Annotated in this window: 23 protein-coding genes and 1 pseudogene; 13 read left to right on the top strand and 11 right to left on the bottom strand. The window is 74.4% G+C overall.

Features of this window, described 5'->3' with window-relative positions:
* From ABD254_RS21155 to ABD254_RS21130, 6 genes and pseudogenes are all read right to left on the bottom strand, one after another.
* Positions 1–374: pseudogene (locus ABD254_RS21155) on the bottom strand (hypothetical protein); the annotation flags it as partial.
* The gene (locus tag ABD254_RS21150; RefSeq protein ID WP_344250936.1) at positions 371–835 is read right to left on the bottom strand and encodes a hypothetical protein; all 465 of its coding nucleotides are present in this window, start codon (positions 833–835) and stop codon (positions 371–373) included. The pseudogene ABD254_RS21155 and the gene ABD254_RS21150, both read right to left, overlap by 4 nt.
* Entirely contained in the window at positions 832–1,401 is a 570-nt protein-coding gene (locus tag ABD254_RS21145; protein ID WP_344250934.1) for a hypothetical protein, read from the bottom strand. Before ABD254_RS21145 ends, ABD254_RS21150 begins: the two co-directional genes overlap by 4 nt.
* A 10-nt stretch (positions 1,402–1,411) precedes the next feature.
* Positions 1,412–3,079 (bottom strand): phage tail sheath C-terminal domain-containing protein, encoded by a 1,668-nt coding sequence (locus ABD254_RS21140; protein WP_344250932.1) that lies wholly within the window; start codon positions 3,077–3,079, stop codon positions 1,412–1,414.
* A gap of 19 nt (positions 3,080–3,098) precedes the next feature.
* The gene (locus tag ABD254_RS21135; protein WP_344250930.1) at positions 3,099–4,325 is read right to left on the bottom strand and encodes a hypothetical protein; all 1,227 of its coding nucleotides are present in this window, start codon (positions 4,323–4,325) and stop codon (positions 3,099–3,101) included.
* A gap of 127 nt (positions 4,326–4,452) precedes the next feature.
* Positions 4,453–5,367: an AfsR/SARP family transcriptional regulator gene (locus tag ABD254_RS21130; protein WP_344250928.1), complete on the bottom strand. Its 915-nt coding sequence runs from the start codon at positions 5,365–5,367 to the stop codon at positions 4,453–4,455.
* A 301-nt stretch (positions 5,368–5,668) separates the two neighbouring features.
* Between ABD254_RS21130 and ABD254_RS21125 the strand changes: the two genes are divergently transcribed.
* From ABD254_RS21125 to ABD254_RS21090, 8 genes are all read left to right on the top strand, one after another.
* Positions 5,669–6,637, top strand: a complete 969-nt coding sequence (locus ABD254_RS21125) for a peptidoglycan-binding protein (protein WP_344250926.1) — start codon at positions 5,669–5,671, stop codon at positions 6,635–6,637.
* Positions 6,638–6,642: 5 nt separating this feature from the next.
* Positions 6,643–7,005, top strand: a complete 363-nt coding sequence (locus ABD254_RS21120) for a hypothetical protein (protein ID WP_344250924.1) — start codon at positions 6,643–6,645, stop codon at positions 7,003–7,005.
* A gap of 507 nt (positions 7,006–7,512) precedes the next feature.
* On the top strand, positions 7,513–9,537 hold the full coding sequence (locus ABD254_RS21115; protein ID WP_344250922.1) for a DUF8189 domain-containing protein: 2,025 nt from the start codon (positions 7,513–7,515) through the stop codon (positions 9,535–9,537).
* Between the two features lie 31 nt (positions 9,538–9,568).
* On the top strand, positions 9,569–9,883 hold the full coding sequence (locus ABD254_RS21110) for a hypothetical protein (RefSeq protein ID WP_344250920.1): 315 nt from the start codon (positions 9,569–9,571) through the stop codon (positions 9,881–9,883).
* The gene (locus ABD254_RS21105; protein WP_344250918.1) at positions 9,880–11,208 is read left to right on the top strand and encodes a M28 family metallopeptidase; all 1,329 of its coding nucleotides are present in this window, start codon (positions 9,880–9,882) and stop codon (positions 11,206–11,208) included. The genes ABD254_RS21110 and ABD254_RS21105 overlap by 4 nt, the downstream gene beginning before the upstream one ends.
* Positions 11,209–11,421: 213 nt before the next feature.
* Positions 11,422–11,736 carry a hypothetical protein gene (locus ABD254_RS21100; protein ID WP_344250916.1) on the top strand — a complete coding sequence of 105 codons (315 nt, stop codon included), beginning with the start codon at positions 11,422–11,424 and terminating at the stop codon, positions 11,734–11,736.
* A 20-nt stretch (positions 11,737–11,756) separates the two neighbouring features.
* Positions 11,757–13,337: a zinc metalloprotease gene (locus tag ABD254_RS21095; protein ID WP_344250914.1), complete on the top strand. Its 1,581-nt coding sequence runs from the start codon at positions 11,757–11,759 to the stop codon at positions 13,335–13,337.
* Positions 13,334–14,281 (top strand): MvdC/MvdD family ATP grasp protein, encoded by a 948-nt coding sequence (locus ABD254_RS21090; RefSeq protein WP_344250912.1) that lies wholly within the window; start codon positions 13,334–13,336, stop codon positions 14,279–14,281. The genes ABD254_RS21095 and ABD254_RS21090 overlap by 4 nt, the downstream gene beginning before the upstream one ends.
* Positions 14,282–14,341: 60 nt before the next feature.
* On the opposite strand, the gene ABD254_RS21085 is transcribed toward ABD254_RS21090, so the two are convergent.
* A complete protein-coding gene (locus ABD254_RS21085) occupies positions 14,342–15,532 on the bottom strand; it encodes a vWA domain-containing protein (RefSeq protein WP_344250910.1) in 1,191 nt (396 codons plus the stop codon).
* A complete protein-coding gene (locus tag ABD254_RS21080) occupies positions 15,529–16,428 on the bottom strand; it encodes an AAA family ATPase (RefSeq protein ID WP_344250908.1) in 900 nt (299 codons plus the stop codon). The genes ABD254_RS21085 and ABD254_RS21080 overlap by 4 nt, the downstream gene beginning before the upstream one ends.
* A gap of 175 nt (positions 16,429–16,603) precedes the next feature.
* Between ABD254_RS21080 and ABD254_RS21075 the strand changes: the two genes are divergently transcribed.
* From ABD254_RS21075 to ABD254_RS21055, 5 genes are read left to right on the top strand one after another with little or no spacing between them, the layout of a single operon-like run.
* Entirely contained in the window at positions 16,604–17,818 is a 1,215-nt protein-coding gene (locus tag ABD254_RS21075; RefSeq protein ID WP_344250906.1) for an XdhC family protein, read from the top strand.
* Positions 17,819–17,826: 8 nt separating this feature from the next.
* Positions 17,827–18,360 (top strand): (2Fe-2S)-binding protein, encoded by a 534-nt coding sequence (locus ABD254_RS21070; protein WP_344250904.1) that lies wholly within the window; start codon positions 17,827–17,829, stop codon positions 18,358–18,360.
* Positions 18,357–20,738 carry a xanthine dehydrogenase family protein molybdopterin-binding subunit gene (locus ABD254_RS21065; protein ID WP_344250902.1) on the top strand — a complete coding sequence of 794 codons (2,382 nt, stop codon included), beginning with the start codon at positions 18,357–18,359 and terminating at the stop codon, positions 20,736–20,738. Before ABD254_RS21070 ends, ABD254_RS21065 begins: the two co-directional genes overlap by 4 nt.
* Entirely contained in the window at positions 20,735–21,592 is an 858-nt protein-coding gene (locus ABD254_RS21060) for an FAD binding domain-containing protein (protein WP_344250899.1), read from the top strand. Before ABD254_RS21065 ends, ABD254_RS21060 begins: the two co-directional genes overlap by 4 nt.
* Positions 21,592–22,371, top strand: coding sequence for an SRPBCC family protein (locus tag ABD254_RS21055; RefSeq protein ID WP_344250897.1), 780 nt, complete (start codon positions 21,592–21,594; stop codon positions 22,369–22,371). Before ABD254_RS21060 ends, ABD254_RS21055 begins: the two co-directional genes overlap by 1 nt.
* A 2-nt stretch (positions 22,372–22,373) precedes the next feature.
* Here the strand turns inward: ABD254_RS21055 and ABD254_RS21050 are convergent, their stop codons facing one another.
* The 3 genes from ABD254_RS21050 to ABD254_RS21040 all read right to left on the bottom strand — a co-directional run bounded on the left by ABD254_RS21050 (position 22,374) and on the right by ABD254_RS21040 (position 25,707).
* Positions 22,374–23,624 carry an MFS transporter gene (locus tag ABD254_RS21050; protein ID WP_344250895.1) on the bottom strand — a complete coding sequence of 417 codons (1,251 nt, stop codon included), beginning with the start codon at positions 23,622–23,624 and terminating at the stop codon, positions 22,374–22,376.
* A 152-nt stretch (positions 23,625–23,776) separates the two neighbouring features.
* Complete coding sequence (locus ABD254_RS21045; protein WP_344250893.1) at positions 23,777–24,799, bottom strand: zinc-dependent alcohol dehydrogenase family protein; 1,023 nt, start codon at positions 24,797–24,799, stop codon at positions 23,777–23,779.
* Positions 24,800–24,849: 50 nt separating this feature from the next.
* Positions 24,850–25,707 carry an aldo/keto reductase gene (locus ABD254_RS21040; RefSeq protein WP_344250891.1) on the bottom strand — a complete coding sequence of 286 codons (858 nt, stop codon included), beginning with the start codon at positions 25,705–25,707 and terminating at the stop codon, positions 24,850–24,852.
* Between the last annotated feature and the right edge of the window lie 16 nt (positions 25,708–25,723).

The raw sequence follows: 25,723 nt of genomic DNA, 5'->3' as shown, positions 1-25,723 counted from the left end.
GCCCCGCCGGCCGCCGGGCGAGCACCGCCGCGGGCACCACCGGGGGCCGCGCCGTCGGCCACGGTGACCGCGCGCCGGCCCACCGCGACGGGGGACGCCGGTGCCGGGCCGCGCCCTGCGACCGACCCGGCACCGACCTCCTCGGGGGCCTCCTCCCCGGCGCCGGTCGGCGCGCCCACCAGCTCCGCGAGCGTCGAACCGAACACCGGCCCGTGCAGCAGCCGCGGCACCTCGGGCGCCGCCCCGCACGCGGCGTCGAGCCCCGGCTCGAGCAGCCCGACGCGCCCGGCCGCCCGGACGAGGCCGCGCAGGTACGCCGGGGCTCCGGCGGCCGGAGCGGGCCGGCGCCGGTGCGGGGCGAGGACGGGGATCACGCGACCTCCGCCCCCCGCCCGGCCAGCTCCAGGTACATGAGGATCTGGCCGATGGTCATGGCCGTGACGTCCTGGGCCGTCCACCCGAACTCGTCGGCGAGCACGAAGCAGGCCTTGGCGAGCGGCGCCTGGACGAGCTCGGCGAGCCGGTCGCGCGGGGTGTCGATCCCGCTGACCTCGTTGACGGTGTCGACCAGGAACCGGGCGAGGCCGGCCGGCAGCCGGCCGGCCTCGTCCGGGGTCAGCGCGGGCTCGACGAGCGCGCGGGAGATCATGAGGCTCGCGGCGAGCTCCCGGTCGTCGCGGGCGGCGTGCGCCACGAGCTGCACGTCCCTGACCGTCAGCGGACGCAGTCGTACGGTGCCGCCGGCGGCCTCCCCCACGCCGCCCAGCGCGGCGGGCACGACGACGTCGTGCACCAGCGCGCTGCCGGCCAGGAGGTCCTCGGCGCTCAGGCTCATGCCACCGCACCGCCCTGGCCGCCGTCGGCGAACGCGACGGCGACGTCGGTGCCCGTGCCCTCGGTGCCGCCCTCCTTGTCGAGGACGCGGATCGTCAGGGCGCGGAAGCGCAGCCGCTCCAGCACGAAGTCGTCCTCGGGGATCGTCAGCCCCCAGTTCTCGAACTTCACGCCGCCGATCTCCAGGCCCAGGCTCGTGCCCGGCCGGGCCGGGTCGGCGAGCTTGAGCGAGATGGCGAACGCGGGCTGCACGTAGGGCTCGACCTTCGCCGTCGGGTTGGACCCCCGCCCCTGCAGCAGGAACAGCAGCGCCCCGTTGACGTAGGCGCGCCCCACGGTGCCGTGGATCGCGATGTCGCCCGGGCTGAGGGAGACCGGGTGCCGCCGGCCCACCTCGTAGAACTCCTTGAGCGCGGTGTCGACGCCCACGGTGACGTCGGTCAGCCGGCCGACCGTCTGGAGCGCGTAGCTGTCGGTGATCAGCTTGGCGTCGGCCCCCTCGGGGCTGTCCTCCGCCGCGACGACGAGCGTCCCGTGCTTGCCGGTGAAGACTTCGGTGAGTGCCATGGTTCGTCCTTCACTCGAGGAAGATGGTGACCTTGATGAAGTCGATGCTGAACGTGGGCCGGATCGTCATGTCCACGCGCGCGATGCCGCGGATCTCGTCGTCCCGCGTGGCCGACACGTTCAGCTCGTAGCTGGTGAGCAGCTCGCCGAGCACCATCTCGTTGAGGAACCCGTTGATGCTGGCCCGCAGCGCCCCGCGCACCCGCTCGTTGTTGAGCAGGCCGATGTACGGCGTCGCCGCGGAGCGGACGCCGAGCTTGGTGAAGTCGACGATCCGGCGCGTGGTGATCTGGGTCCAGGCGGTGTTCGTGGACGTCGTGATGCCCCGGACCACGCGGACGCCCTGCCGGCTCTCCAGGGCGAGCACCCGGGACAGCACCAGCTGCTTGAGCTGGGCGCTGGACAGGACGTGCTCCAGGCCGTCGACCGCGAGCACCTTGTTCGTGAGGCTCACGTGGGGCGGGTTCGCCGACAGCATGCCGGCGACGGCAGCGGCCGCGTAGGCGCCCGGGAGGGTGACCGTGAGCGGCGGGCTCTGGGACCGGTCGGCGGCCCGGATCCCCGGCCCGACGAGCACGACCCGGTCGCTGTTCAGCGGGTGGTTCGACGCGGCCTGGACGAACCCCTCCGGCGTCGTGGCGGGATCCGTCCCGACGACCGCGATGCGGTCGCGCTTGTTCTCGTTGTTGGAGGCCACCTCGACGTGCGTCGCGAGCTCGTCGCCGAACCCCGGTCCCTGCCCCGCCGCGACGACGAGGTGCGCGTCCACCCCGAGCAGCGCCCCGAGCCCCGTCGCGTAGTCGGCGCCCGCGGCGCCGTCGGCACCGCCCGTCAGCGGGGTGGCGCCGACGGCGTCGGGCAGCTCGGCGGAGCTCGTACCCGCGACCCCCGTGACGAGGGCCGACGGCGTGGCCGCCAGGTCGGCGACGAGGTCGTCGCCGGAGACGACGGTGTACGCCTCCTCGGCGCTCACGCCGAGCTTGACCGTCACCTTGCGGGCCTCGGAGCTGTCGACGGTGTAGGCGGCGCGGAGCGTGTCCCCGGCGCCCAGCGCGGTGCCGAGCGTGAGCGACCCGTCGGCCGTGGTCACCCCGATCTGGGTCGGCCCGACGTCGCCGGGTGCGGCAGGGTCGTAGACGATCGGCAGCACCCGGTCGGGCCCGCCGGCCCCCGGGCGGACGACGATCCGGTTGACCGCGCTGGGGATCACGGGAGCGTGCGCGAGCTGAGGTGGAGTGCCCCCCACCTCCTCGTCGCGGACGACCGCGTTCGCGTCCGCGGTGCCGACCGCGACCGTGAGCTCGTTCCCCCACGTCCCGGGGCTCAGGGCCCGCAGCTCGACGCAGTCGCCGGTCGGGCTCTCGAGCGTGTGTGCGGCCGCCGCGTTGCCGGCGTCGGCGACCCGCACGGCGTGCACCGTCGACGCGCCGAAGCGGTACGCGAGCTCGAGCGCCCGCACGAGCGTGAGCTCGTCGCCGGGAGCCTCGGGGTCGTAGCGGTCGTAGGGCCCGAAGCGGGCGAGCGCGTCGGCGAAGCTGCCGAGCAGCTGCGGCGTGCCGACGGGACCCTTGCTCGCGGTCCCCACCACCCCGACGTTGCCGACCGTGACGGCGCCGGGGACGATCAGCGCCTCCGGGCGGACCTCGATGTAGACACCGGGCAGGACTGTTTCGGTCATGACTTCTTCTCCTCGGCGTTCACGACTTCTCGAACCGCAGGTAGACGACGGCGCTCTGGTCGAGCCCTGGACCGGCGCCGGAGGTGTAGGCGAGGGTCAGCCGGTCGGTCGTCGTGCGCAGCGCCAGCGGCTCGTCGAACCGGCGGTCGTGCGCGGTGTAGGCGTCCAGGACGCCGTCGAGGTCCCAGTCCCCGAGCGTGGCTCCCGGCGCGGGTGTGCCGAGCGAGGCCAGGAAGGTGGCCGGCGCCCCCGTGACGTCGGCGTCGGCGAGCGCCGGGTCCGCTCCGGTGGTCTGGGCGAGGAACGCGTCCAGGTCGGGCAGGTGCACCACGGGTGCGCCCGAGCCGGACGTCCGGCTCAGGGTCACCGACCCGCCGAGGGCCGCCCCGGCCACGAAGGACAGCGCGGACAGCCGCGTGAGCGTCGCCGGACCGCGCAGGCTCAGGGCGGAGGCGCCCTCCTCGTCCCAGCGGACCATCGCGTCCGTGAGCGTCTCGGACTCGGTCGCGCCCGGCCCGATGTCGAGCGAGGCGTTCACCGGGATCCGTGCGACGAGACCGAGCGCGTCCTCGTCGTCGTCGAACGTGTACTCGTACAGCACGTCGAAGGAGCCGGTCTTGCGCCAGGCCGGCACCGAGGCCTCCTCCACGGCGAGCGTCGCCCCGGAGGCGGCCACCCGCAGGAACCCGTCGGCGCGCAGGTCGTCCACGTCGTCGAGGACCGCCGTCTGCACGGCGAGCAGCGCCGAGTCGACGTCGCTCGGCCCCGCTCCCCAGACCTGGAACCGCACCCGCGCCTCGAGCCGCCCGCTGCGCAGCGTGCGGGTGCCGAGGGCCCCGGCCCGCCCGTCCTCGCGGATGCCCCCGAGCCCGGCGGCACGGTCCCGCACCGTCTCCAGGGTCACGTTGTGCGGGGGCAGCGTGGCGGCGGGTGGCGGCAGGCGCGTACCCAGGGCGCCGAGCATGTCCGCGACCACGTCCGTCAGCGCCGGGCCGGCCATGCCGACTCCCGCGAGCCGGACGGCGAGCCCGAGCGCGTCCCGGAGGCCCAGCGCGTCCGCGACGATCCGACCGATCTCCTCCGGACGCTCCCAGCGTGCGCGGTGACCCGTCTCGACGTCGGTGACGGTGCCGTGCCAGCCCACCCCGCGCCCGTCGTCCATCGGCTCCAGCAGCCCGCGGACCACGAACGAGCGCGCGAGGACGACGTCCTGGTCGCCTGCGACGTCCGAGCCGGTCGATCCCATCTCACGAAGCGCTCCCGCCGTGCGTGCACGAAGATCTGCCCCGACCCAGGCTCCGCCGCGGCCGTCTGAGGGCCGTCTGCGCGCGCGTCTCCGCACCGTCTCCCGGCGGGATTCACCCGGTCCCGGCTCAGCGGCCGAGCCGGGCGCCGATCGCCTCGATGCTCGCGCGCAGCGCGGCGAGCTCGGAGCGGAACCCCTCGAGCGGGCCGGCGAGCGGCTCGGTGCCCCCGAGGGCACGCTCCGCGAGAACGCGGTCGCCGTCGGGCGGCCTCGTCACGGAACCCCGGTCGGCGCGGATCGCGGCGCCGAGCGCCTCCGTCTGCGCCGAGGGCGTGACGTCGAGCTCGCGGCGCAGCACGAGGCGGCACTCGGCGAGCTGCCGCAGCGCCCGGGTGCGGTCGCCGCCGTCGTAGTACAGGCGCATCAGGCGCCGGTGGGACCGTTCGTGCGCGGGCTCGACGTCCAGCAGCCGGTGCGCCCAGGCGGTGGCCGCGGCCCCGTCCCCGAGCCGCTCGTAGCCGTGGCTGAGGGCGTCCAGCAGGGTCAGGCAGCGATCCTCCAGGCGTGCGCGGTACGCGAGGCACCACTCGTCGTGGCAGCTCTCGAGGAAGGGGCCCCGGTACAGCTCGGCGGCGCGGGCGAGGCGGCGCAGCACGCGTTCGTCGGCGGGTGCGCCGGTCTCGGCCTCGCGCGCGGCCCGCGTGAGGGTCACCGTGTCGATCCACAGCGGACGGTCCGGGTTGACGTGGATGACGTCGCCGTCGGCCACGAGCAGCCGGCCCCCGGCGCGCTCGGGCCCGTCGGTCGCCTGGTGCAGCCGCCACAGCGCCTGCCTGATCGCACGGCGGGACGTGTCCGGGCCGGCCTCGGGCCAGAGCGTCGCGGCGGCGAGATCCCGGCGCAGGGTACGGCCCGGAGCGAGGAGGACGAGGGCGAGCAGGTACTGCGCCTTGCGCACGAGCGGTTCGACCGAGCCTCCTGCACCGCCGCCGTGGGCGCTCAGGTCGAACGGCCCGAGCATCGTCACCCGGAGCTCGTTCACGGACCACCACCGCCCTCAGAGCACGACCGCACCGGCAGATTCACGGCGCGCTGCAGAGACACGTTCATCGTCGCGCGGCCGGCGGCCGCTCGTGGGCGACGAGCCGGGTGAACTTGGGCCGGCCGCGCCGGCCCCGGCGGAGACGGCCGGGCGACGGTGGCGAGACGGGCGCGTGACGGCGGTCGGCGAGCATCGCGGCACAACGGTCCTGGCGGCTCGCCGCGGTGTCCTCGCGAGCGCACGCCGGGCGTACCGCACGACGGCCCGACGCCAGCGGGACGAGGCCGAGCGAGGTGCAGCGATGAGCACGATGAGATTCGGCGGCAGGACCTACCGCAACGGCGACCTTCCGTCGGCCGTCCTGGACGAGCTGGTCCCCTTCGGCCGGCACGGCACGAGCGCGGCGTCGCGCGCGTTCCTCCGCTCCGACGCGGCGGGCTCCTGGAACCGTGCCGCCCGGGAGATCCGGTCCGAGGCCGGCCTGGACCTGACCGCGCGCGGCTGGAACCGCTCGCGCTCCGAGCAGGAGGCGTTCTTCCTCCAGCGCTACCGCCGAGGGGCGCGCAGCCCGTACGGCGACTACCGCCGCTACGCCGGTTCGACCTGGGGCCGCGTCGACGGTGCTGCGGCGGCCGTCCCCGGCTACTCGAACCACGGCTGGGGCCTGGCGGTCGACGTCAACGACTTCGGCGGCGTCGGTGAGTTCGGCAACGCGCGGCGCGGCGCCGCCTTCCCGATCCTGCGGAACCACGGCTGGACCGAGACCGAGGGGCGTCGGGTCGACGAGCCCTGGCACCTGGTCTACAGCCCGTCCGCCGACCGGGGGGCGGGGCGTCGGAGCGCGGCGGCCGAGTCCCGCCGGCCGCGTCGGCCCCCGACGATCAAGCTCGGGTCCCGGACGCCGCGCTGGACGCGGCTCTGGAAGGCGTTCCTGGCGGCCGAGCGCGTCTACGGCGCCAACACCGGCCCGTCCTTCGGCGAGGAGCTGGAGGAAGCCACCCGGACGTGGCAGAAGCGCGCCGGGATCGTGCCGGACGGCGTCGTCGGCCCGAAGACCTGGTTCGCCGCCATCGAGGACGTGCGGCCCGGCAGGAAGGGCCCCGCGGTCAAGATCGCGCAGGAGATCGCCGGGCTCACCGGCCGGCACGTCGACGGGGTGGCCGGCTCCGTCTTCGCCACGCGGTGGAAGCAGATCCAGCGGTGGCTCGGGGTGGTCCCGGACGCCCGCATCGGGGACGCGACGATCGCCGCGCTCGTCAGGAAGGCCTGAGGACGATGGACGACGCCACGACCGCCGGGGTCCGGACGGGCCTCGCCGCGCTGGTCGGCGGACTGGTCGCCAGGGCCGTCGCTCCGAGCCGCGGGAGCGGCGCGCGGTCGGCGCTGACGGTGGGCCTCACCGCCCTGGCCGCCGGCGCCTGCGACGCGCTGGCGACCGTGCTGGCGCGCGGTGTCCGCCCGGCCCTCGGCGCGCTGCCCGGCCTCCCCCGCGCCCCCGGGGGCGCCCGCCCGGCCGACCTCGTCGAGGAGTCGGAGGACTACGAGGCCGAGAACGCCGCCCTGGTGATGGCCGACGGGGCGGAGGCCGGGACGGGCGACGCCGGCCCCGGGCAGGAGACCGATGCAGACCCCCGCTGACCCGAGGGCGGTCGGCTTGCGCCCGCCGGCGCCGCGCGGGCGACGAAGTTCACCCCGCGACCGGGGCCCGACGTCCTTGTGCCGGGCGGTCCGGCGTGCGGATGATTGCGGGTATCACGTGTCGCAGCGGCGAAGACGCTGCCAGCTCGGCGGGACTGGTGACCCCGTCCCGCGCGGTGGGAGAGACCAGATCGGGCAGCAGTGCTGCACCGGCACCCGCTGCCCTCGCCGGTGGGGGACGAGATGGGCAAGCAACCAGACGGCGGCTCGGGCACGAGCCAGGAGAGACCCGGCGACGCGATGAGCACGTCGGCGACCGGCGGCATGGCGGGGGCGGCCATGCGGCCTCACGGTCAGCGCGCGAGCGACGGCGCCGCGGCGTCGACGGGCCCGACGATGACCAGGGGCGGCTGGAGCCGGTCGGGCGGCGGCCCGGGCGGTTCCGGGGGCCCGGGAGGGAGCGGAGACGGACCAGGCGACCAGCTGGTCCGTCGACGTTGCGGGACCATGGAGGTCCACCGGCGGCTCCTGTCGACGTCGCCCGAGTACGTGGCGAACCGGGCCAGGATCGAGACCCGCATGCGCCAGCTGCGCATGGCGGGCGGGACCGCCGAGCGGTTCTCCGGCGTGGCCCGCGTCCCCGTCGTCGTGCACGTCGTCTGGAACACCGCGGCGCAGAACGTCTCGGACGCACAGATCGCGAGCCAGATCGACGTCCTCAACGCCGACTTCCGGGCGACGAACCCGGACGTCTCGACGGTGCCGGGCCCGTTCCAGCCCTTGGTGGCCGACTCGCGCATCGAGTTCTTCCTGGCCACGACGGGCCCGGACGGTGCGCCCACCGACGGCGTGACCCGCACGCAGACCGCGACGGTGGCGTTCACCGACGACGACGCCGTCAAGGCGGACGCGACCGGCGGCGCGGACGCGTGGCCGGCCGACCGCTACCTCAACGTCTGGGTCTGCCCGCTCGACGGGTTCCTCGGGTACGCGCAGTTCCCCGGCGGGCCCGCGGACACGGACGGCGTGGTGATCACCACGACCGGCTTCGGCACGACGGGGACCGCCACCCCGCCGTTCGACCTGGGCCGCACCGCGACGCACGAGATCGGCCACTACCTCGACCTGTTCCACATCTGGGGCGACGACGGCACCGGGTGCAGCGGCACCGACGAGGTCGCCGACACCCCCAACCAGGGCGGACCGAACTTCGGGGCGCCGGGCTTCCCGACCGTCTCGTGCAGCAACGGCCCGGACGGGGACCTCTTCGTCAACTACATGGACTACGTCGACGACGCGGCGATGGTCATGTTCACGCACGGGCAGGCCGCCCGGATGGAGGCGTGCCTCGACGCGGTCCGTCCCACGCTGTTCTCGACGTCGCGCCGGCCGGTCCCGTCCGGGCCGGTCGTCAGCTGGGGCCCGGACCGGATCGACACGTTCGTCCTCGGGACCGACCGGGCGCTCTATCACAAGTGGTGGGACGGCTCGGCCTGGGGCCCGTCGGTCACCGACTACGAGTACATGGGAGGGATCTGCATGAGCGCACCCGAGGTGGCCTCGTGGGGTCCCGACCGGCTGGACGCGTTCGTCCTCGGGACCGACCGGGCGCTCTACCACAAGTGGTGGGACGGCTCGGCCTGGGGCCCGTCGGTCACCGACTACGAGTACATGGGCGGCACCTGCCTGAGCCCGCCCGAGGTCGCGTCGTGGGGTCCCGACCGGCTGGACGCGTTCGTCCTCGGGACCGACCGGGCGCTCTACCACAAGTGGTGGGACGGCTCGGCCTGGGGCCCGTCCGTGGTCGACTACGAGTACATGGGCGGCGTCTGCCTGAGCCCGCCCGAGGTCGTCTCCTGGGGCTCGGACCGCCTCGACGTGTTCGTCCTCGGCGCGGACAACGCCGTCTACCACAAGTGGTGGGACGGCTCGGCCTGGGGCCCGTCCGTGGTCGACTACGAGTACATGGGCGGGGTGTGCGCGAGCCCGCCGGTCGCCGTCGCGTGGGGCCCGGACCGACTGGACCTGTTCGTCGTCGGGACCGACAGCGCGCTGTACCACAAGTGGTGGGACGGCTCCTCGTGGGGCCCGTCCGTCACGGACTGGGAGTACCTGGGCGGAGTCTGCACGACGGCGCCGACCGTCGTCGCGTGGGGCCCGGACCGGCTCGACGTGTTCGTCGTCGGGACCGACAGCGCGCTGTACCACAAGTGGTGGGACGGCTCCGCGTGGGGCCCGTCCGTCACGGGCTACGAGTCCCTCGGCGGCGTGTGCACCTCGCCGCCGAGGGTCACCGCCTGGGGCCCGGACCGGCTCGACGTGTTCGTCACGGGCACCGACAGCGCGCTGTACCACAAGTGGTGGGACGGCTCCGCGTGGGGCCCGTCCGTCACGGGCTACGAGTCCCTGGGCGGCGTGGTGAGCGACTTCCGCCAGCCCGCGGCACCGGACGCCGCGCCGCCGGACGAGAGCGCCACCGGCGAAACGGAGGAGGTCGCCGGGGCCGCGATGGCGGCCGCACCCGGCGCCTGAGGGCGCCCGATCGACGACGCGGGGAGGTTTCGTGCCACAGGCGGACGAGCTCATCGGAGAGTGGGTGCACGCCCACGAGGAGGACCACGACGGACTCGCCGTGTTCCGCCGCGCGGGGCATCCGCTGCCCCCCGCGCGGGGCCGGCGGAGGCTGGTGTTCCTGCCCGACGGCGCCTTCGTCGAGAAGGCCATCGGGCGGGCGGACGGCTCCGAGCCGCGGCCCGGCCGCTGGGAGGCGACGGCCGGTCGCGGCGTCGTCGCACGGACCGACGCGACCGGGGCGACCTGGCACGTGGAGCGCGTCGCCGGCGACACGCTCGAGATCCGGCCCGAGGGTCCGCCATGAGCGCCCCGACACCCGACGTCGCCGGCGCCCACTGGGCGCGCCTGGGCGACCGGACGGTGCGGTGGGCGGACGACGACGCCGCGTCACGGTCGGGCACGGCCCCCACGGGCCGGCTCCTGCTCGTCACCCAGGTGGGACGGGCGTTCCAGGACGCGCACCCCGGCGTGAGCCCGGTGCTCGCGCACGGCCGGCACGTCGTGGTCGCCGACACCCACCCGTCCATCCTCGACGAGCAGGACGGCCTGTGCTGGCGCGCGGAGCCGCTGCCCGTCGACGCCGTCGTCGTGGGCGTGCCGGCCACGCGAGCCTCGCCGGCCGCGCGCGCGGACGCGCGGGTCGGCGACGTCGTCGGCGCCCTGTCGGCCGACCGGTTCGCGGACGACGTCGCCACGCTCGCCGCCTTCCCCACGCGTCACTCGCTGAGCGCCGGCTTCGCGGCGTCCGCGAGCTGGGCCGAGGCACGGTGCGCGACGCTCGGCCTCGCGACGTCGCGGCAGACCGTCACGGTAGGGCCGGGGACCAGCGCGAACGTCGTCGCGGACCTCCCCGGCGTCGGCACCCAGCCGCGGGACGTCGTGCTGCTCACCGCTCACCTCGACTCGGTCAACCTGCCCGGTGGCCCGTCGGCGCCCGCGCCGGGTGCCGACGACAACGCCAGCGGGTGCGCCGCGGCGCTCGAGCTCGTGCGCGCGCTCGCCGGCCGCCCGTGGCGCGACGACCTGCGGGTCGTCCTCTTCGGCGGCGAGGAGCAGGGGCTGCACGGAAGCACGCAGTACGTGGCCGCGCTCCCTCTCCCGGAGCGGGCCCGGATCCGGGCGATCCTCAACATGGACATGGTGGGCACGCGGAACACGGCCGTGCCGACCGTCCTCCTCGAGGGTGCCCCGGTGTCGTCCGGGCTCGTCGACGACCTCGCGGGGGCGGCGGCGACGTGGACCGGTCTGCGCGTCGAGACGTCCCTGTCGCCCTTCGCGAGCGACCACGTCCCGTTCATCGACGCCGGCCTGCCGGCGGTCCTCACCATCGAGGGCGGGGACGGGGCCAACGGCAGCATCCACTCCGCGGCGGACACCGTGGACCGCGTGGACCCCGCCTTCGCGCTGCAGATCATGCGGATGAACGCGGCCACGGTGGCCGGGTGGCTGGGCTCGGTCGACAGCCGGCCGCGGCCGTCGGGCCCCGTGGTGGCGTGGGGACCGGACCGGCTCGACGTCTTCGTCCTCGGCGCGGACTCCGCGCTGCACCACGCGTGGTGGGACGGCTCGGCGTGGCGCCCGTCCCCCGGAGCCTTCGAGAATCTCGGCGGGACCCTGGCGCGCGAGTGAGGCGCGCAGCGGTCGACGGGCCGTCCGAGCTGGTGGTGAGGCGGGTGATTCCATGGGGAGCTGGTCATGAGAGGCTCGGCGCGCCGTCCCTCAGGGTAGGGAGCGGACGGCGCTCGGGAGCCACGCACCGCGACCCGCGCGACCGGCCACGGCCAGCGCCAGCACAGTCCCCGCCGCAGGGCGCGGGCAGGGACCCGACCGTCGAGGAGGACGGTGAGCCGAGACATCTCCCCCGGGACCCTCGTCGGTTCGTGGACCCACTCGCACGAGGAAGACGACGAGGGCCGTCAGGTCTTCCGCCCCGCCGACGGCGACTTCCCGCCGTCCCGCGGGCGCACCACGTTCACGTTGCTGCCCGACCAGCTCGCCCTCGTGGGGGCTCCCGGCCCGGACGACCGGGGGACCACCACCGACGGCACCTGGTCGCTCGACGGCGACGTGCTGCGCATCGCGCTTCCCCGTGGGGAAGCGACCTATCAGGTCCTTGCCGCAGACGCCGACCGTCTGGAGCTGCGGCCGCATCGCTGAACGAAGGGTCGTGAGGTCGGATGCCTCCCAAGACCAAGGCCGAGAAGTCGGCCGAACCAGAGCTCCCCGCCCGCCGCCGATGTGCGACCAGCGAGGTCCACGAGCGGCTCCTGCGCACCGTGCCCGGGTACATCGAGGCACGCAGCGCGATCGAGGACCGCACCCTGCGGATGCTGAGCTTCGGCCGCGCCGCGCTCCGCACGGGCTGCACCTCCATCCCGGTGGTGGTGCACGTGGTGCACAGGACGGCGGCGCAGAACGTCTCCGACGCCCAGGTCCAGAGCCAGATCGACGTCCTCAACGCCGACTTCCGCGCCAAGAACACGGACAAGTCCACCGTGCCGGGCGCCTACCAGCCGTTGATCGCCGACGCGCGGGTCACCTTCAAGCTCGCGACGACCGACCCCGACGGGAACCCGACGAACGGCATCACTCGCACCTCGACGACGGTGTCCTCGTTCAACACGGACCTCGACGACGTCAAGCACGCCTCGACCGGCGGCGCCGACGCGTGGCCCGCCGACGCGTACCTCAACCTGTGGGTCTGCCCGGCGATCCACAGCCCGACCCAGACGGGGATCCTCGGGTACGCCCAGTTCCCCGGTGGCCCCGCCGACACCGACGGGGTCGTGGTGGTGCACCACGGCTTCGGCACGACCGGCACGGCCGCCGCCCCGTTCGACCTGGGGCGCACGGCCACGCACGAGGTCGGCCACTGGCTCGACCTGCGGCACATCTGGGGCGACGACGGGACCGGCTGCGCCGGGTCCGACCTCGTGGCCGACACGCCGAACCAGGGCGGTCCGAACTTCGGCACGCCCACCTTCCCGACGATCTCGTGCAGCAACGGCCCGAACGGGGACCTCTTCGTCAACTACATGGACTACGTCGACGACATGGCCATGGTCATGTTCACCCACGGCCAGGTCGACCGGATGCAGGCGGCCCTGGACGGCCCGCGCTCCACGATCGGCACCTCCGGGCCGTGCGACGTCAAGCCGATCAAGGAGTTCGCGAAGGACAACCCCAAGGACTTCGTGAAGGAGCCGATCAAGGAGTTCGTGAAGGACCTCCCCAAGGACCCGATCAAGGACCGGATCAAGGACAACCCGAAGGAGTTCGTGAAGGAGAACCCCAAGGACTTCGTCAAGGAGCGCCCCAAGGACTTCATCAAGGACCCCATCAAGGACCGCGTGAAGGACCGCATCGACGACCTCGTCAAGGATCTGGCGAGCGACGTCTTCCCCGGCATCGACCCCGTCAAGCTCGCGGGGCTCGAGCCCGTGGTGACCAACCCGCTCGACCCGGTGGTCCTCCCCCAGGTCGTCAACCCGGTCGCCCCGGACCTCCAGCCCCAGGTGCCCACCGCGACGCCGTTCGTGCTCGGCTCCCAGGCCGCCGGCCAGGCCGGTGCGGCTCCAGGGGCTCAGGCGGCGCCCGCCGCCACGGACCCGCTGGTCGTCGTCCTGCAGCAGCTCGGCGAGGTGTTGGCCGGCTACTCCTCGGCGTCCCGGACGGGCGCGCTGGACCAGGCGTCGGCCAGCAGGATCCAGGCGCTGTCGGGCATCTACTCCCAGCTCGTCGCCCTGCTGTCGCCATGATCCTCATCGTCAGCTTTCACGACAACGAGCACGTCGGCCGGGTCAGGGCCCACCTGACCCGGCCGGCGGCGGTCTTCGACGTCGCGGACTTCCCCGCCCGCGCCCGGATCGACATCCGGTTCGCGGACGGGGAGCCCGACGTCCTGAGGCTCGCCCCGCGCGGCCAGGACCCGATCGATCTCGCCGACGTCGGCGCGGTCTGGTTCCGCCGGGTGCACGCGATGGAGCTGGACCCCGAGCTCCGGGACCCGACGAGCAGGATCTTCGCCTGGTCCGAGAGCAACGAGACCCTCCAGGGCGTCTGGCACGCCACCGAGTGCTTCTGGATGAACCCGCCCGCCGCGGACGAGGCCGGCCAGCGCAAGGTCCGCCAGCTGCAGCTCGCTCGTGCGGCCGGGCTCTCCGTGCCCCGCACCCTCATCACCAACGACCCGCAGGCCGCACGCGACTTCGTCGAGGCACGCCCGCCCGGCGGCGTCATCCGCAAGGCGTTCCGCAACATCGCGGAGGCGCCCCGCTCCACCGCCGTCGTCGATCCCGACGACCTCGACCGGATCGACCAGGTGCGGTTCGCGCCCGTGACGTTCCAGGAGTACGTCCCCGCCGAGCTCGACCTGCGGGTCGTCGTCGTCGAGGACGAGGTGTTCGCGGTCGCGATCCGGTCCCGGCCGGAGTTCCACGCGGACTACCGGATGGGTCTCGGTTCGGCCGAGCTCTCCGTCCACCGGCTTCCCGACCAGGTCGCGGCGTCCCTGCTGGAGCTGCACAAGCGTCTCGGGCTGGCGTACGGGGCGTCCGACTTCAGGGTCACCCCGGACGGCGAGCACGTGTTCCTGGAGGTCAACCCGGGCGGCGAGTACCTCTTCGCCGCCGACCCGACCGGCCTGCCCGTACCCCAGGCCATCGCCGCGTGCCTCGACCGGCACGACAAGGCGCACGGCTGACGGCCCGGCCACGACCCAGGTCTCTCGCCACCCTGTGAGCCGCCGCCCATAGGCCGCTTCCTACGGTCCTTGCGGCGATCGCGCCTGGTCCCCCAGCGCCCGCACGACGTCCGCGAGCGCCTCGGCGGAGTGCCCGCTCACCAGCGCGTCGACGTGCGGCAGCGCCGCCCGCATGCCCCCGGTCAGCGGCTCGAAGCCCGGCGCCGCCGAGCGAGGGTTGGCCCACACGACCCGGTGCGCCCGGCTCGCGAGGGCCGCCATCTGGGTCGCCAGGAGGGTCGGGTCGTCCCGTTCCCAGCCGTCGGACACGACGAGCACGACGGCGCCGTGCGCCATGCCGCGGCGGCCGTGCCCGTCCATGAACTCCCGCACCGAGGCGCCGATCCGCGTGCCGCCCGACCAGTCCGGCATCAGGGCTGCCGCCCGTGCCAGGGCGCGGTCCGGGTCGCCGGTGCGCAGCACGCGGGTCAGGCGGGTGAGCCGCGTGCCGAAGACGAAGACCTCGGCGTCGGCGCGCGACGCGGCGCCCCACAGCAGGTGCAGGTACGCCCTCGCGTAGGGCTCCATCGACCCCGACACGTCCAGGAGCGCGACCAGCCGGCGGGGCCGTCGGCGACGGGTCCGCCGGACCGCGGCGGCCGGGTCCCCTCCCGAGCGGACGGCACGCCGCAACGAGGCCCGCAGGTCGAGCCGGTCGCCGCGGCGGTGCCGACGGCGCCGGCGCGAGACGCGCAGCGGGGTGTGCACCGCGAGCAGCTGCAGCAGCGGCGCGAGCGCGTCCAGCTCGTCGCGCCCCAGCTCCGCGAAGTCGACGACCGTCAACCGTTCCTCGCTGCTCGCGAGCGTGGGCACGGGGCGCCCCTGCCGCGCCGCGCCCGTGGCGTCGTCCGGCTCGAACCTCCCGCCCGCGCGCTGCCGCACGGTCCCCCTCGCGGGCCGCGGCCGATCGGCGCGCACCCCCGGCGGCTCCGCCGCGGGCCCCGGGCGCGGCACGACGCCGCCCGCCCCGAACGCCTGCGCGAAGACGGCGTCGAACGCGGGGACGTCGGACCCGGAGCGCACGAGGCTGACCCGCGCGCACCAGTAGAGCTCGTCCCTGGTCCGGGCCACGCCGAGCCCGATCAGCGCCGCGAGGCGCATCGTCTGGTCCGGGCTCACCGCCACGCCGGCCGCGCGCAGCCGGTCGGCGAACCGCGTCACGAGCGTCGCGACGTCCGCGGCGCCGGCGCCCGCGGAGGCGACCGGGCTCACGGCGGGCCGACCACGCCCGAGGACCGGACGAGCCGCTGGTCGTCGGCGTACTTCACGAGCGACCCCAGCGTGCGGTCGACGGCGGGCCCGTCGACCGCCTGCACGCCCAGCAGCTCCAGCGCGGCGACCCAGTCGATCGTCTCCGCGATGCCGGGCGGCTTCTGCAGGCCGAGCGCCCGCAGCTGCTCCACGGTGCGGGCCGCCTGCTCGGCCAGGGTCCGGGAGCTCCCCGGCACCCGGCGGCGCACGATCTCCGCGGCCCGCTCGGGCGACGGGTACGCGATGTCGTGGAACAGGCACCGGCGCTTCAGCGCGTCGTGCAGCTCCCGCGTGCGGTTCGACGTGAGCACGACCACCGGGCGCTGCGCGGCGCGGACCGTGCCGAGCTCCGGGATGGTCACGGCCCCCTCGCCCAGCAGCTCGAGCAGGAACGCCTCGAAGTCGTCGTCGGCCCGGTCGACCTCGTCGATCAGCAGCACCGCGGGGCGCTCGCCGTCGTGCCGCAGCGCCGCCAGCAGCGGGCGCGCGATGAGGAACTCGTCGCCGAAGAGCGAGTCCTCGGCCAGGTCCGTGCCCCGGGCCTCGGCGAGGCGGATCGCCAGCAGCTGGCGCGGGTAGTTCCACTCGTACAGCGCCTCGGCGAGGTCGATCCCCTCGTAGCACTGCAGGCGGACGAGCGGCGTGTCCAGCGCCGCCGCGAGCGCCTTGGCGGCCTCCGTCTTGCCGACCCCGGGCTCGCCCTCCAGGAGCACCGGCTGGCCGAGCCGGGCGGCGCAGAACAGCGCCATGACCGTGCCGTCGTCCGCGAGGTAGTCGACCCCGTCGAGCGCCAGCCGGAGCGCGTCGACGTCCGGCAGCAGTCGGGCGACGCTTCCCCCGCTGACGTCATCGCTCACGGAGTCGATGATCCCAGCCGGGTCCGCCGCCGCAACCCTGGTGCCGGCGGTCGCGTCACCGGTTGCGTCGGCCACCGCGGGTCGCGACGCTGGAGGCGTACGCGGTCGGGTGCGTCGCCGGTGCGCGGGGCCCGTGTCCCGTGACCGCGCGCCCTGCCGACGGAGGTGGTCGCTGATGCGCGACGTGCTCGACGACCTGCTGTCGTGGTGGCGCTCGGGCGCGTCCGTGGGCGTGGGCACCGTCGTCGAGACGTGGAGGTCGGCGCCCCGCCCCGCGGGCGCGGCGATGGTGGTCGGCCCGGACGGGACCGTGGTGGGCAGCGTCTCCGGCGGCTGCGTCGAGGGTGCCGTCTACGACCTGGCCGCCGAGGCGCGCGACGGCGCCCGCCCGGCGCTGCACCGGTTCGGCGTGAGCGACGACGACGCGTTCGCCGTCGGCCTCACGTGCGGCGGCATCATCGACGTCTTCGTCGACCGCATCGACCGGCGGTCGTTCCCGGGCTTCGACGAGGTCGCCGCGGACGTGCGCGACGGGCGGCCGGTCGCCGTCGCGACGCTCGTGGACGGCGTGGGCGACGAGCGACGGGGCGCGCGGCTGGTGGTGCGCCCCGAGGACACCGACGGCCCGGGCACCGAGGGCACGCTCGGCTCCCGGCGGCTGGACGAGGCGGTCCGCGACGACGTGCGCGGGCTGCTCTCCCAGGGAAGCACCGGCCTGGTGCGTCTCGGACCCGACGGCGAGCGCCGCCGCGACGACATCGCGGTCTTCGCCGCCTGCTACGCGCCGCGTCCCCGGATGATCGTCTTCGGCGCGATCGACTTCGCGGCGGCGGTGTCCCGGATCGGTGCGTTCCTCGGCTACCGCGTCACGGTCTGCGACGCGCGCCCGACGTTCGCGACGAGCCGGCGGTTCCCGGACGCCGACGAGGTCGTCGTCTCCTGGCCGCACGACTACCTCGCGCGGACCCGGGTCGACGATCGGACCGTGGTGTGCGTGCTCACCCACGACCCCAAGTTCGACGTCCCCCTGCTCGAGCTCGCGCTGCGGCTGCCCCTGGCGTACGTGGGGGCGATGGGGTCGCGGCGCACCAACGACCGGCGGCTCGCCGAGCTCGCCGAGCGCGGGCTGGCGGAGGCCGAGCTGGCCCGGTTGCACGCCCCGATCGGGCTCGACATCGGGTCGCGCACCCCCGAGGAGACGGCGGTCTCGATCGCGGGCGAGATCGTCGCCGCCCGCTGGGGCGGGTCGGGCGCGCCGCTGCGCACCGCCGGCGGGCCGATCCACCACGCGTCGCCCGACCCGGGACCCGCCGGCCACGGCACCACCGACCACGGACCCACCGAGCGCGGGCCCGACCGACTCGTGAGCAGTTCCGATCAACGACGATAGGAGCCCCCATGCCCGAGACCACGACCCGAGGACCGCTCCGCGTCAGCGTGACGGTCGACGGGGTGGCGCACACCGACGAGGTGGAGCCCCGTCTGCTGCTGGTCCACTACCTGCGCGACCGTCTCGGCAAGGTCGGCACCGTCGTCGGGTGCGACACGTCGAACTGCGGCGCCTGCACCGTGCACGTCGACGGGCACAGCGCCAAGTCCTGCACGATGCTGGCCGTGCAGGCCGACGGCCACGACGTCACCACCATCGAGGGCATGGCGGACGGCTCGGGCTGGCACCCGCTGCAGACCGCGTTCCACGAGAACCACGCCCTGCAGTGCGGCTACTGCACGCCGGGCATGATCATGGCGGCGGCGGACCTGCTGAAGCACAACCCCGACCCGTCCGACGACGAGATCCGGGACGGCCTCGAGGGCAATCTCTGCCGGTGCACCGGCTACCACAACATCGTCAAGGCGGTGCGGGCCGCCGCCGAGTCCGCCGACGCCGCCGGCGCCCCGTCCGCCACGACCGAGGCGGGGGCGGCGTCATGACCGGCACGGTGGCACCCGAGGAGACCGCCGGCGAGGTCGGCCGGGCACGGCTGCGCAAGGAGGACCCGCGCCTGCTCACCGGCCAGACCACCTGGACCGACAACGTCGCCCTGCCCGGGATGCTCTACTGCGCGATCCTGCGCAGCCCGATGGCGCACGCCCGGATCACCCGGGTCGACGTCTCCGCCGCCAAGGACCTGCCCGGCGTCGTCGACGCGTTCACCGGCGCGGACCTGGCCGGCTCCTGGTCGACGCTGCCCACGGCGTGGGCGGTCTCGGACGACCTGGCCACCCCGCCGCACCTGCCCCTCGCGACCGACAAGGTCCGCTACGTCGGGGACGGCGTCGCCGTCGTGGTGGCCGAGAGCCGGTACGCCGCGGCCGACGCCCTGGAGGCGATCGACGTCGACTACGACCCGTTGCCCGCCGTCGTCGACATGGCGGCCGCGCAGGCGGACGGCGCGCCGCTGGTGCACGACGACGTCCCGGCCAACCGGTGCTTCACCTACCGCGAGGACTGGGGCGACTACGAGGCGACCAAGCAGGGAGCCGGCGTCGTGACCGTCACGCGGCGCTACGTCAACCAGCGGGTCATCCCCAACGCGATGGAGCCGCGGTCCGTCGTGGCGAGCTACGTCCCCGCCACGGACGAGCTCACGCTGTGGACCGCCACGCAGGTGCCGCACTTCGTACGGATCTTCCTGGCGCTCAACACGGGCTGGCCGGAGCAGAAGATCCGGGTGATCGCGCCCGACGTCGGCGGCGGCTTCGGCTCGAAGCTGGACGTCTACGCGGAGGAGATCATCGTCCCGGTGCTCGCACGCCGGCTCGGGCGGCCGGTGAAGTGGACGGAGTCGCGCAGCGAGGGCTACCTCGCCACGATCCACGGGCGCGACCTGGTCCAGGAGGCCGAGCTCACGATGACTCCCGACGGCGACGTCCTGGGGCTCAAGGTCGAGCTCACCGCCGACATGGGCGCGTACCTCCAGCTGCTCACGCCGAGCATCCCCCTGCTCGGCCGGTACATGTACCCCGGGATCTACCGGTTCGGGACGCACTCGTTCTCCTGCCAGGGCATCTTCACGACCAAGACGCCGACTGACGCCTACCGCGGCGCCGGGAGACCGGAGGCGACCTACGTCATCGAGCGGCTCATGGACGACGCCGCCGCCGAGATCGGCATGGAGCCGCTGGAGTTCCGCCGCCGGAACTGGATCACGGACTTCCCGTACACGACCGTCGTCGGGCTGGAGTACGACAGCGGCGACTACGAGGCCGCCACCGCGAAGGCTCAGGAGATCTTCGGCTACGACGCCCTGCGCGCCGAGCAGGCGTCGCGGGTCGAGCGCGGCGACGCCGTCCGGCTCGGGATCGGCATCTCGACGTACACCGAGATGTGCGGCCTCGCGCCGTCGCGGTGGCTGGGGCGCACGGGCTACGTGGCCGGCGGATGGGAGGCGGCGAGCGTCCGCATCCTGCCGACCGGTCACGCCGAGGTCGTCGTGGGCACCTCGCCGCACGGGCAGGCCCACGTGACGACGTTCGCGCAGGTCGCGAGCGACGCCCTCGGCATCCCGTTCGACGACATCGACGTGCTGCACGGCGACACCGCCACGGCGCCGATCGGGCTCGACACCTACGGCTCGCGGTCGCTCGCCGTCGGGGGCGTCGCGATCATGAAGGCCGCCGGCAAGGTCGTCGACAAGGCGCGGCGCGTCGCGGCGCACCTGCTGGAGGCCAACCCGGACGACGTCGAGCACGTGGCCGGCACGTTCCGGGTCAAGGGGCAGCCGGGGACGGAGAAGACGATCCAGGAGCTCGCGTTCGCAGCGTTCGCGGCCCACGACCTGCCCGAGGGGCTCGAGCCGGTCCTCGCCGCCGACGCGGTCCACGACCCCGACGTCTTCTCCTACCCGCACGGCACGCACCTGTGCGCCGTCGAGGTCGACACCGAGACGGGTTTCGTGACGATCCGCAAGTACGCCGCCGTCGACGACGTCGGGACGGTGGTCAACCCCACCGTCGTCGAGGGGCAGGTGCACGGCGGTGTGGCGCAGGGCGTCGCGCAGGCGCTGTACGAGGAGGCCGTGTACGACGCGGACGGCAACCTCACCACGGGCACCATGGTCGACTACCTCGTGCCCGCCGCCCCCGACCTGCCGCCGTGGGACGTGGGCCGCACCGAGACGCCGTCGACGACGAACCCGCTCGGGGTCAAGGGCGTCGGCGAGACCGGGACCATCGCCTCCACGCCCGCCGTCGTCAACGCCGTGCTGGACGCGCTGCGCCCGCTCGGCGTCACGGGCATCGACATGCCCTGCTCGCCCGAACGGGTCTGGCGGGCGATCCAGGCCGCACGCACCGGAGGTGCTCGATGATCCCGGCCGAGTTCGACTACGTGCGCGCGACGAGCGTCGACGACGCCGTCGCCGCCCTGGCCGCCCACGGCGAGGACGCGAAGGTCCTCGCCGGCGGCCAGTCCCTGCTGCCGCTGATGCGGCTGCGGCTGGCGGTCCCCACCGCGCTCGTCGACGTGGGGCGTGTGGACGAGCTCCTCGGCATCACCGACGAGGGCGCCGAGCTGCGCATCGGCGCGGCGACGACGCACCACGACGTGCTCGACTCGCCGCTGGTGGCCGAGCACGCGCCGCTGCTCGTGGACGTCACGACGACGGTCGCCGACCCGGCGGTGCGGCACCGCGGCACGCTCGGCGGGTCGTTGGCGCACGCCGACCCCGCCGGCGACCTGCCGGCGGCCGCCCTGGTGCTCGGCGCCACCTTCGAGGTGGCGGGTCCTTCCGGACGGCGGACCGTCGAGGCGGCCGAGTTCTTCGTCGACTACCTGCAGTCGGCCATGGGCGAGGGCGACGTCCTCGTCGCCGTGCGGGTGCCGAAGCTCGGCGCCGAGTGGGGACACCACTACGAGAAGTTCCACCGGGTGGCGCAGTCGTGGGCGACCGTGGGCGTCGCGGCCGTCGTGCGCCGGGACGACGGCGCCATCGCGGAGGCCCGCATCGGCCTGACGAACATGGGCCCGACCCCGCTGCGGGCCGCGGCGGCGGAGCAGGCCCTGGCCGGCGTCGCCGCCTCCGCCGACTCCGTGGCCGTCGCGAGCGCGCACGCCGCCGACGGCGCCAGCCCGCCGAGCGACCTCGCGGGGCAGGCCGACTATCGCCACCACCTCGCGACGGTGCTCACGCGCCGCGCCGTGGTCGCCGCGGCGGGGATCTGATGCAGCTCGAGCACTCCTTCCGCGTGCCGGTCGGCGTCGACGAGGCCTGGTCGACGCTGACCGACGTCGAACGGGTGGTCCCGTGCATGCCGGGCGCGACGCTCGAGCGCGTCGAGGGCGACGAGCTCGCCGGCACGGTCAAGGTGAAGGTCGGGCCGATCTCCCTCACCTATTCCGGCACGGGCCGGTGGCTGGAGCGCGACGCCGACGCCCACCGCGCGCAGATGCGCGCGCAGGGCAAGGACGCCCGGGGCAACGGCACGGCCGCCGCGACGGTGACGATGTCCCTGCACCCGGGCGCCGACCCGTCGACGACCGACGTCCGGGTGGAGACGGACCTCGACATCACCGGCAGGCCGGCGCAGTTCGGCCGCGGCGTCATGGTGGACGTCGGCAACAAGCTGATCGGCCGGTTCGCCGACTGCCTGGCCGGCCAGCTCACGGTCGTCGCGCCCGACCCGGAGGTCGAACCCGCCGACACCACCGCACCGGCGGCCGGGCCCGACGCCGCGACGGAGGCCGGGCCCGTCGCCGCGACGGCGGCCGCACCCGTCGAACCGGAGGTCCGGCCCGCCGACGAACGGAGGGTCGAGCCCGCCGGGACCGCGAAGCACGTGCCACCGTGGCCGGCGGCGGAGCCGGTGGACCTGGTCGGCGCCGCCGGGCCGGCGCTGGTCAGGCGTCTCGTCCCGGTCGCCGCCGCGGCGGTCGTCGTGCTGGTGGTCGTCCTGTGCCGGAGGGCCCGCAGGACGCGGGACGACCCAGCGTGCGCCGGGTGAGGTCAGTCATGGTGGGTACCTGCCTTCTCGAGCGGGGCAGCGCTCTGCGCGGCTCCGCGGTGGGTCGGGTCGGGGAAGCCGTGTCGGCGTGCGGCGAGGACGGCGACCAGGCCGGCGGTGACGAGGATCAGCACCGTCGAGGGCAGGGGCCCGGGCCCCCATCCGTTGAGGACGAGCCCGCCGAGGATGCCCCCGCCGGCGATGCCGGCGTTCCAGGTCATCACGGACATCGACTGCGCGACGTCGCCCGCGGCACCGGCGGCCTCAGCGAGGGCGGTCTGCACGAGGGTCGCCACCCCGCCGAAGGCGAGGCCCCAGACCCCGGCCGCGACGTAGACGAGCCAGTGCGTGCCGGAGAACGCCGCGAGGAGCGTGGCGGCGAGCGCGAACAGCGTGGTGCTGGCGATCATCAGGGCCCGCAGGTGCCGGTCGATGAGGGCCCCGGTGACGCCGATGCTCACGAGGGAGGCGAGCCCGAAGACGAGCAGCACGGTGTCGACCCTGTCGGCGAGGCCGACCGAGGCGAGGTAGGGGGCGATGTAGTTGTAAAGGACGTTGTGGGCGGTCACGACCGTGAGGATCACGAACAGGACGACGGCGACCCCGGGGATGCGGAAGGTGCTCCGGATCGAGAGCCGGTCGCCGCGCGCGGTCCCCGGGAACGGCGGCACCGCGGCGACGATCCACACGATGGCCGCGAGAGCGAGGACGGACATGATGACGAAGGCGGCGCGCCATCCGACCACGCCGGCCATGAAGGTGCCGGCCGGGACTCCGATCGACAGCGCCACGGGGGTGCCCGCCATCGCGATCGCCATCGCTCTGCCGCGCTGGCCGGGGGCGACCATGCGGCGGGCGTAGCCGGCCAGCAGCGCCCAGACGAGCCCGGCCACGACGCCGGCACCGAGCCGCGCCGCCATGGTCAGCAGGTAGCTGGTCGAGATGGCGGTCACGGCGTTGGTCAGCGCGAAGCCGGTGACCGCGAGCAAGAGCAGCCGGCGGCGCGGCCAGCCGATCGTGGCCGCCGTGAGCGGCAGCGCGGCCGCGCCCGAGCCGATGGCGTAGATCGTCACGGTCTGCCCCGCGGCGGCCTCGGTGACCCCGAGGTCGGCGCTCATCGCGGGAAGGATGCCGGCCGGCATCGCCTCGGTCATCACGGTGATGAAGCCGATCGTGGCCAGTGCGAGGAGGCCGCCGAGCGGAAGCCGAGCATCGTCGTGCGCGGTCTCGCGGGTGGGTGAGGAGAGCATCATCTGGCGTCCTGGAGGTGCAGCAAGGATGTGGCGCGGATCGGATGCCGCGCGGGTCGTGAGAGCGCGACAGGCTCCGGGGTCGCGGCGCACGGGGCCGCGACCCCGGAGCGTGTCAGGGGCCGAGTGGGACGGCCTGGGTCGGACGGTTTGCGTCAGACGGTGAGGAGCACCTTGGTGGCGCGGCGCTCGTCCATCGCCTTGTAGCCCTCGGCGGCGTCCTCGAGGGGAAGGGTGAGGTCGAAGACCTTCCCGGGGTCGATCTTCCGGTCCCAGATGAGCTGGATCAGCTCGGGCAGGAACCGCCGCACGGGGGCGGGGCCGCCGTGCAGGTGGATCTCGTCGAAGAACAGCTCGTCGCCGGGGATCTGAACGTCGTGTGCGATGCCGACGAAGCCGACGTGGCCGCCGGGGCGGACCGACTTGCGGGCCTGCGTGAACGCCTCCGGGGTGCCCACGGCCTCGATGACGCTGTGCGCGCCGTACCCGTTCGTGAGCTCCTTGACCTTCGCGACGAACTCCTCGCCGCGCTCGGCAAGGACGTCGGTCGCGCCGAACTCGCGGGCTAGGGCCTGCCGGTCGGCGTGACGGCTGGAGACGATGATCCGCTCCGCGCCCAATTCCTTCGCCGCGAGCACACCCATCAGCCCCACGGCTCCATCTCCGACCACCGCGACAGTCTTGCCAGGGCCGGCCTCGGCTGCGACGGCCGCGAACCAGCCGGTGCCCAGCACGTCGGAGGCGGCCAGCAGCGAGGGCACGATCTCGGGGTCGGGCTCGCCCGGGGTCTTCACCAGCGTGCCGTCCGCGTGCGGGATACGGGCGTACTCGGCCTGGGTACCGACGGTGTGCGCGACGAACTCCGCGTGCACGCACTTCGACTGGTACCCGGCCTGGCAGATCTCGCACGTGTTGTCGGAGATCACGAACGATCCCACCACGTGGTCGCCGACCTCGAGCGTCGTGATGTCGTCGCCGATCTCGGTGACGACGCCGACGTACTCGTGGCCCATCACCTGGTGCTCGCTGTCGTCCTCGCCGCGGTAGGGCCACAGGTCGGACCCGCAGATGCAGGTCGCGGTGATGCGGATGACCGCGTCGGTCGGGTCGACGATGGTCGGGTCCTCGCGATCGATGACCCGGATGTCGCGAGGTCCTTCCAGGACTACTCCACGCATGATGTCTTTCCTTCTTTCGTGGTGTTGCAGTATTCCGACGCTCGACGGCGTCAGCTGCCCAGGCGAGCCAGCTCGGCGTCGGTGAGCTGCAGGTCGGCCGCACGGGCGGAGTCGGTGATGCTCTCCGGGCGGGAGGCGCCCGGGATCGGGATCACGGTCGGCGACAGGGACAGCTCCCACGCCAGAGCGACCTGCTGGGGGCTCACGCCCCGCTCGGCGGCGATCTCGGTGAACGCCGAGTTCGCGCCGGCCAGGCTTCCGCCTCGGCCGATGCCGCCCAGCGGGCTCCAGGGCAGGAACGCCAGCCCCAGCTCGGCGGCCAGCTCCAGCTCGCGGCGGGAGTCCTGGTGGGCCGGGGAGAACTGGTTCTGCACCGACACCAGCCCGTCGCCGAGGATCTCGCGGGCGGCGAGGATCTGCTCCGTGCTGACGTTCGAGACGCCCGCGGCGCGGATCAGACCGTCGTCAAGGAGGTCCTTCAGCGCGCCGATCGAGTCCTCGAACGGCACGGCGGGGTCGGGGTGGTGGAACTGGTACAGGGCGATGCTGTCCACGCCCAGGTTCTTCGCCGAGACCGCCGCGGCGGCCTTCAGGTGCTCAGGCGTGCCGTTGTTCACCCAGCTGCCGTCCGACGGACGCTCGAACCCGCCCTTCGTGGCGACGAGGACGTCCGTCGTGCCGCCCGGGTAGCCGCGCAGCGCCTTGGCGATCAGGAGCTCGTTGTGATTGTTGTCGTCCGACCCGACCTGGTAGGCGTCGGCGCTGTCGATCAGCGTCACCCCTGCGTCCAGAGCCGCATGGATCGTCGCGATCGCGCGAGCCTCGTCGGGACGGCCGTCGACCGACAGCGGCATCCCGCCCAGGCCGATCGCGCTGACCTCCAGCGAACCGATCTTCCGTGTCGTCATGGTGATGTCTTGCCCT

This window comes from Isoptericola hypogeus, from assembly GCF_039531145.1.
GTDB lineage: Bacteria > Actinomycetota > Actinomycetes > Actinomycetales > Cellulomonadaceae > Isoptericola > Isoptericola hypogeus.
This window is presented reverse-complemented; position numbering and strand designations above follow the sequence as displayed.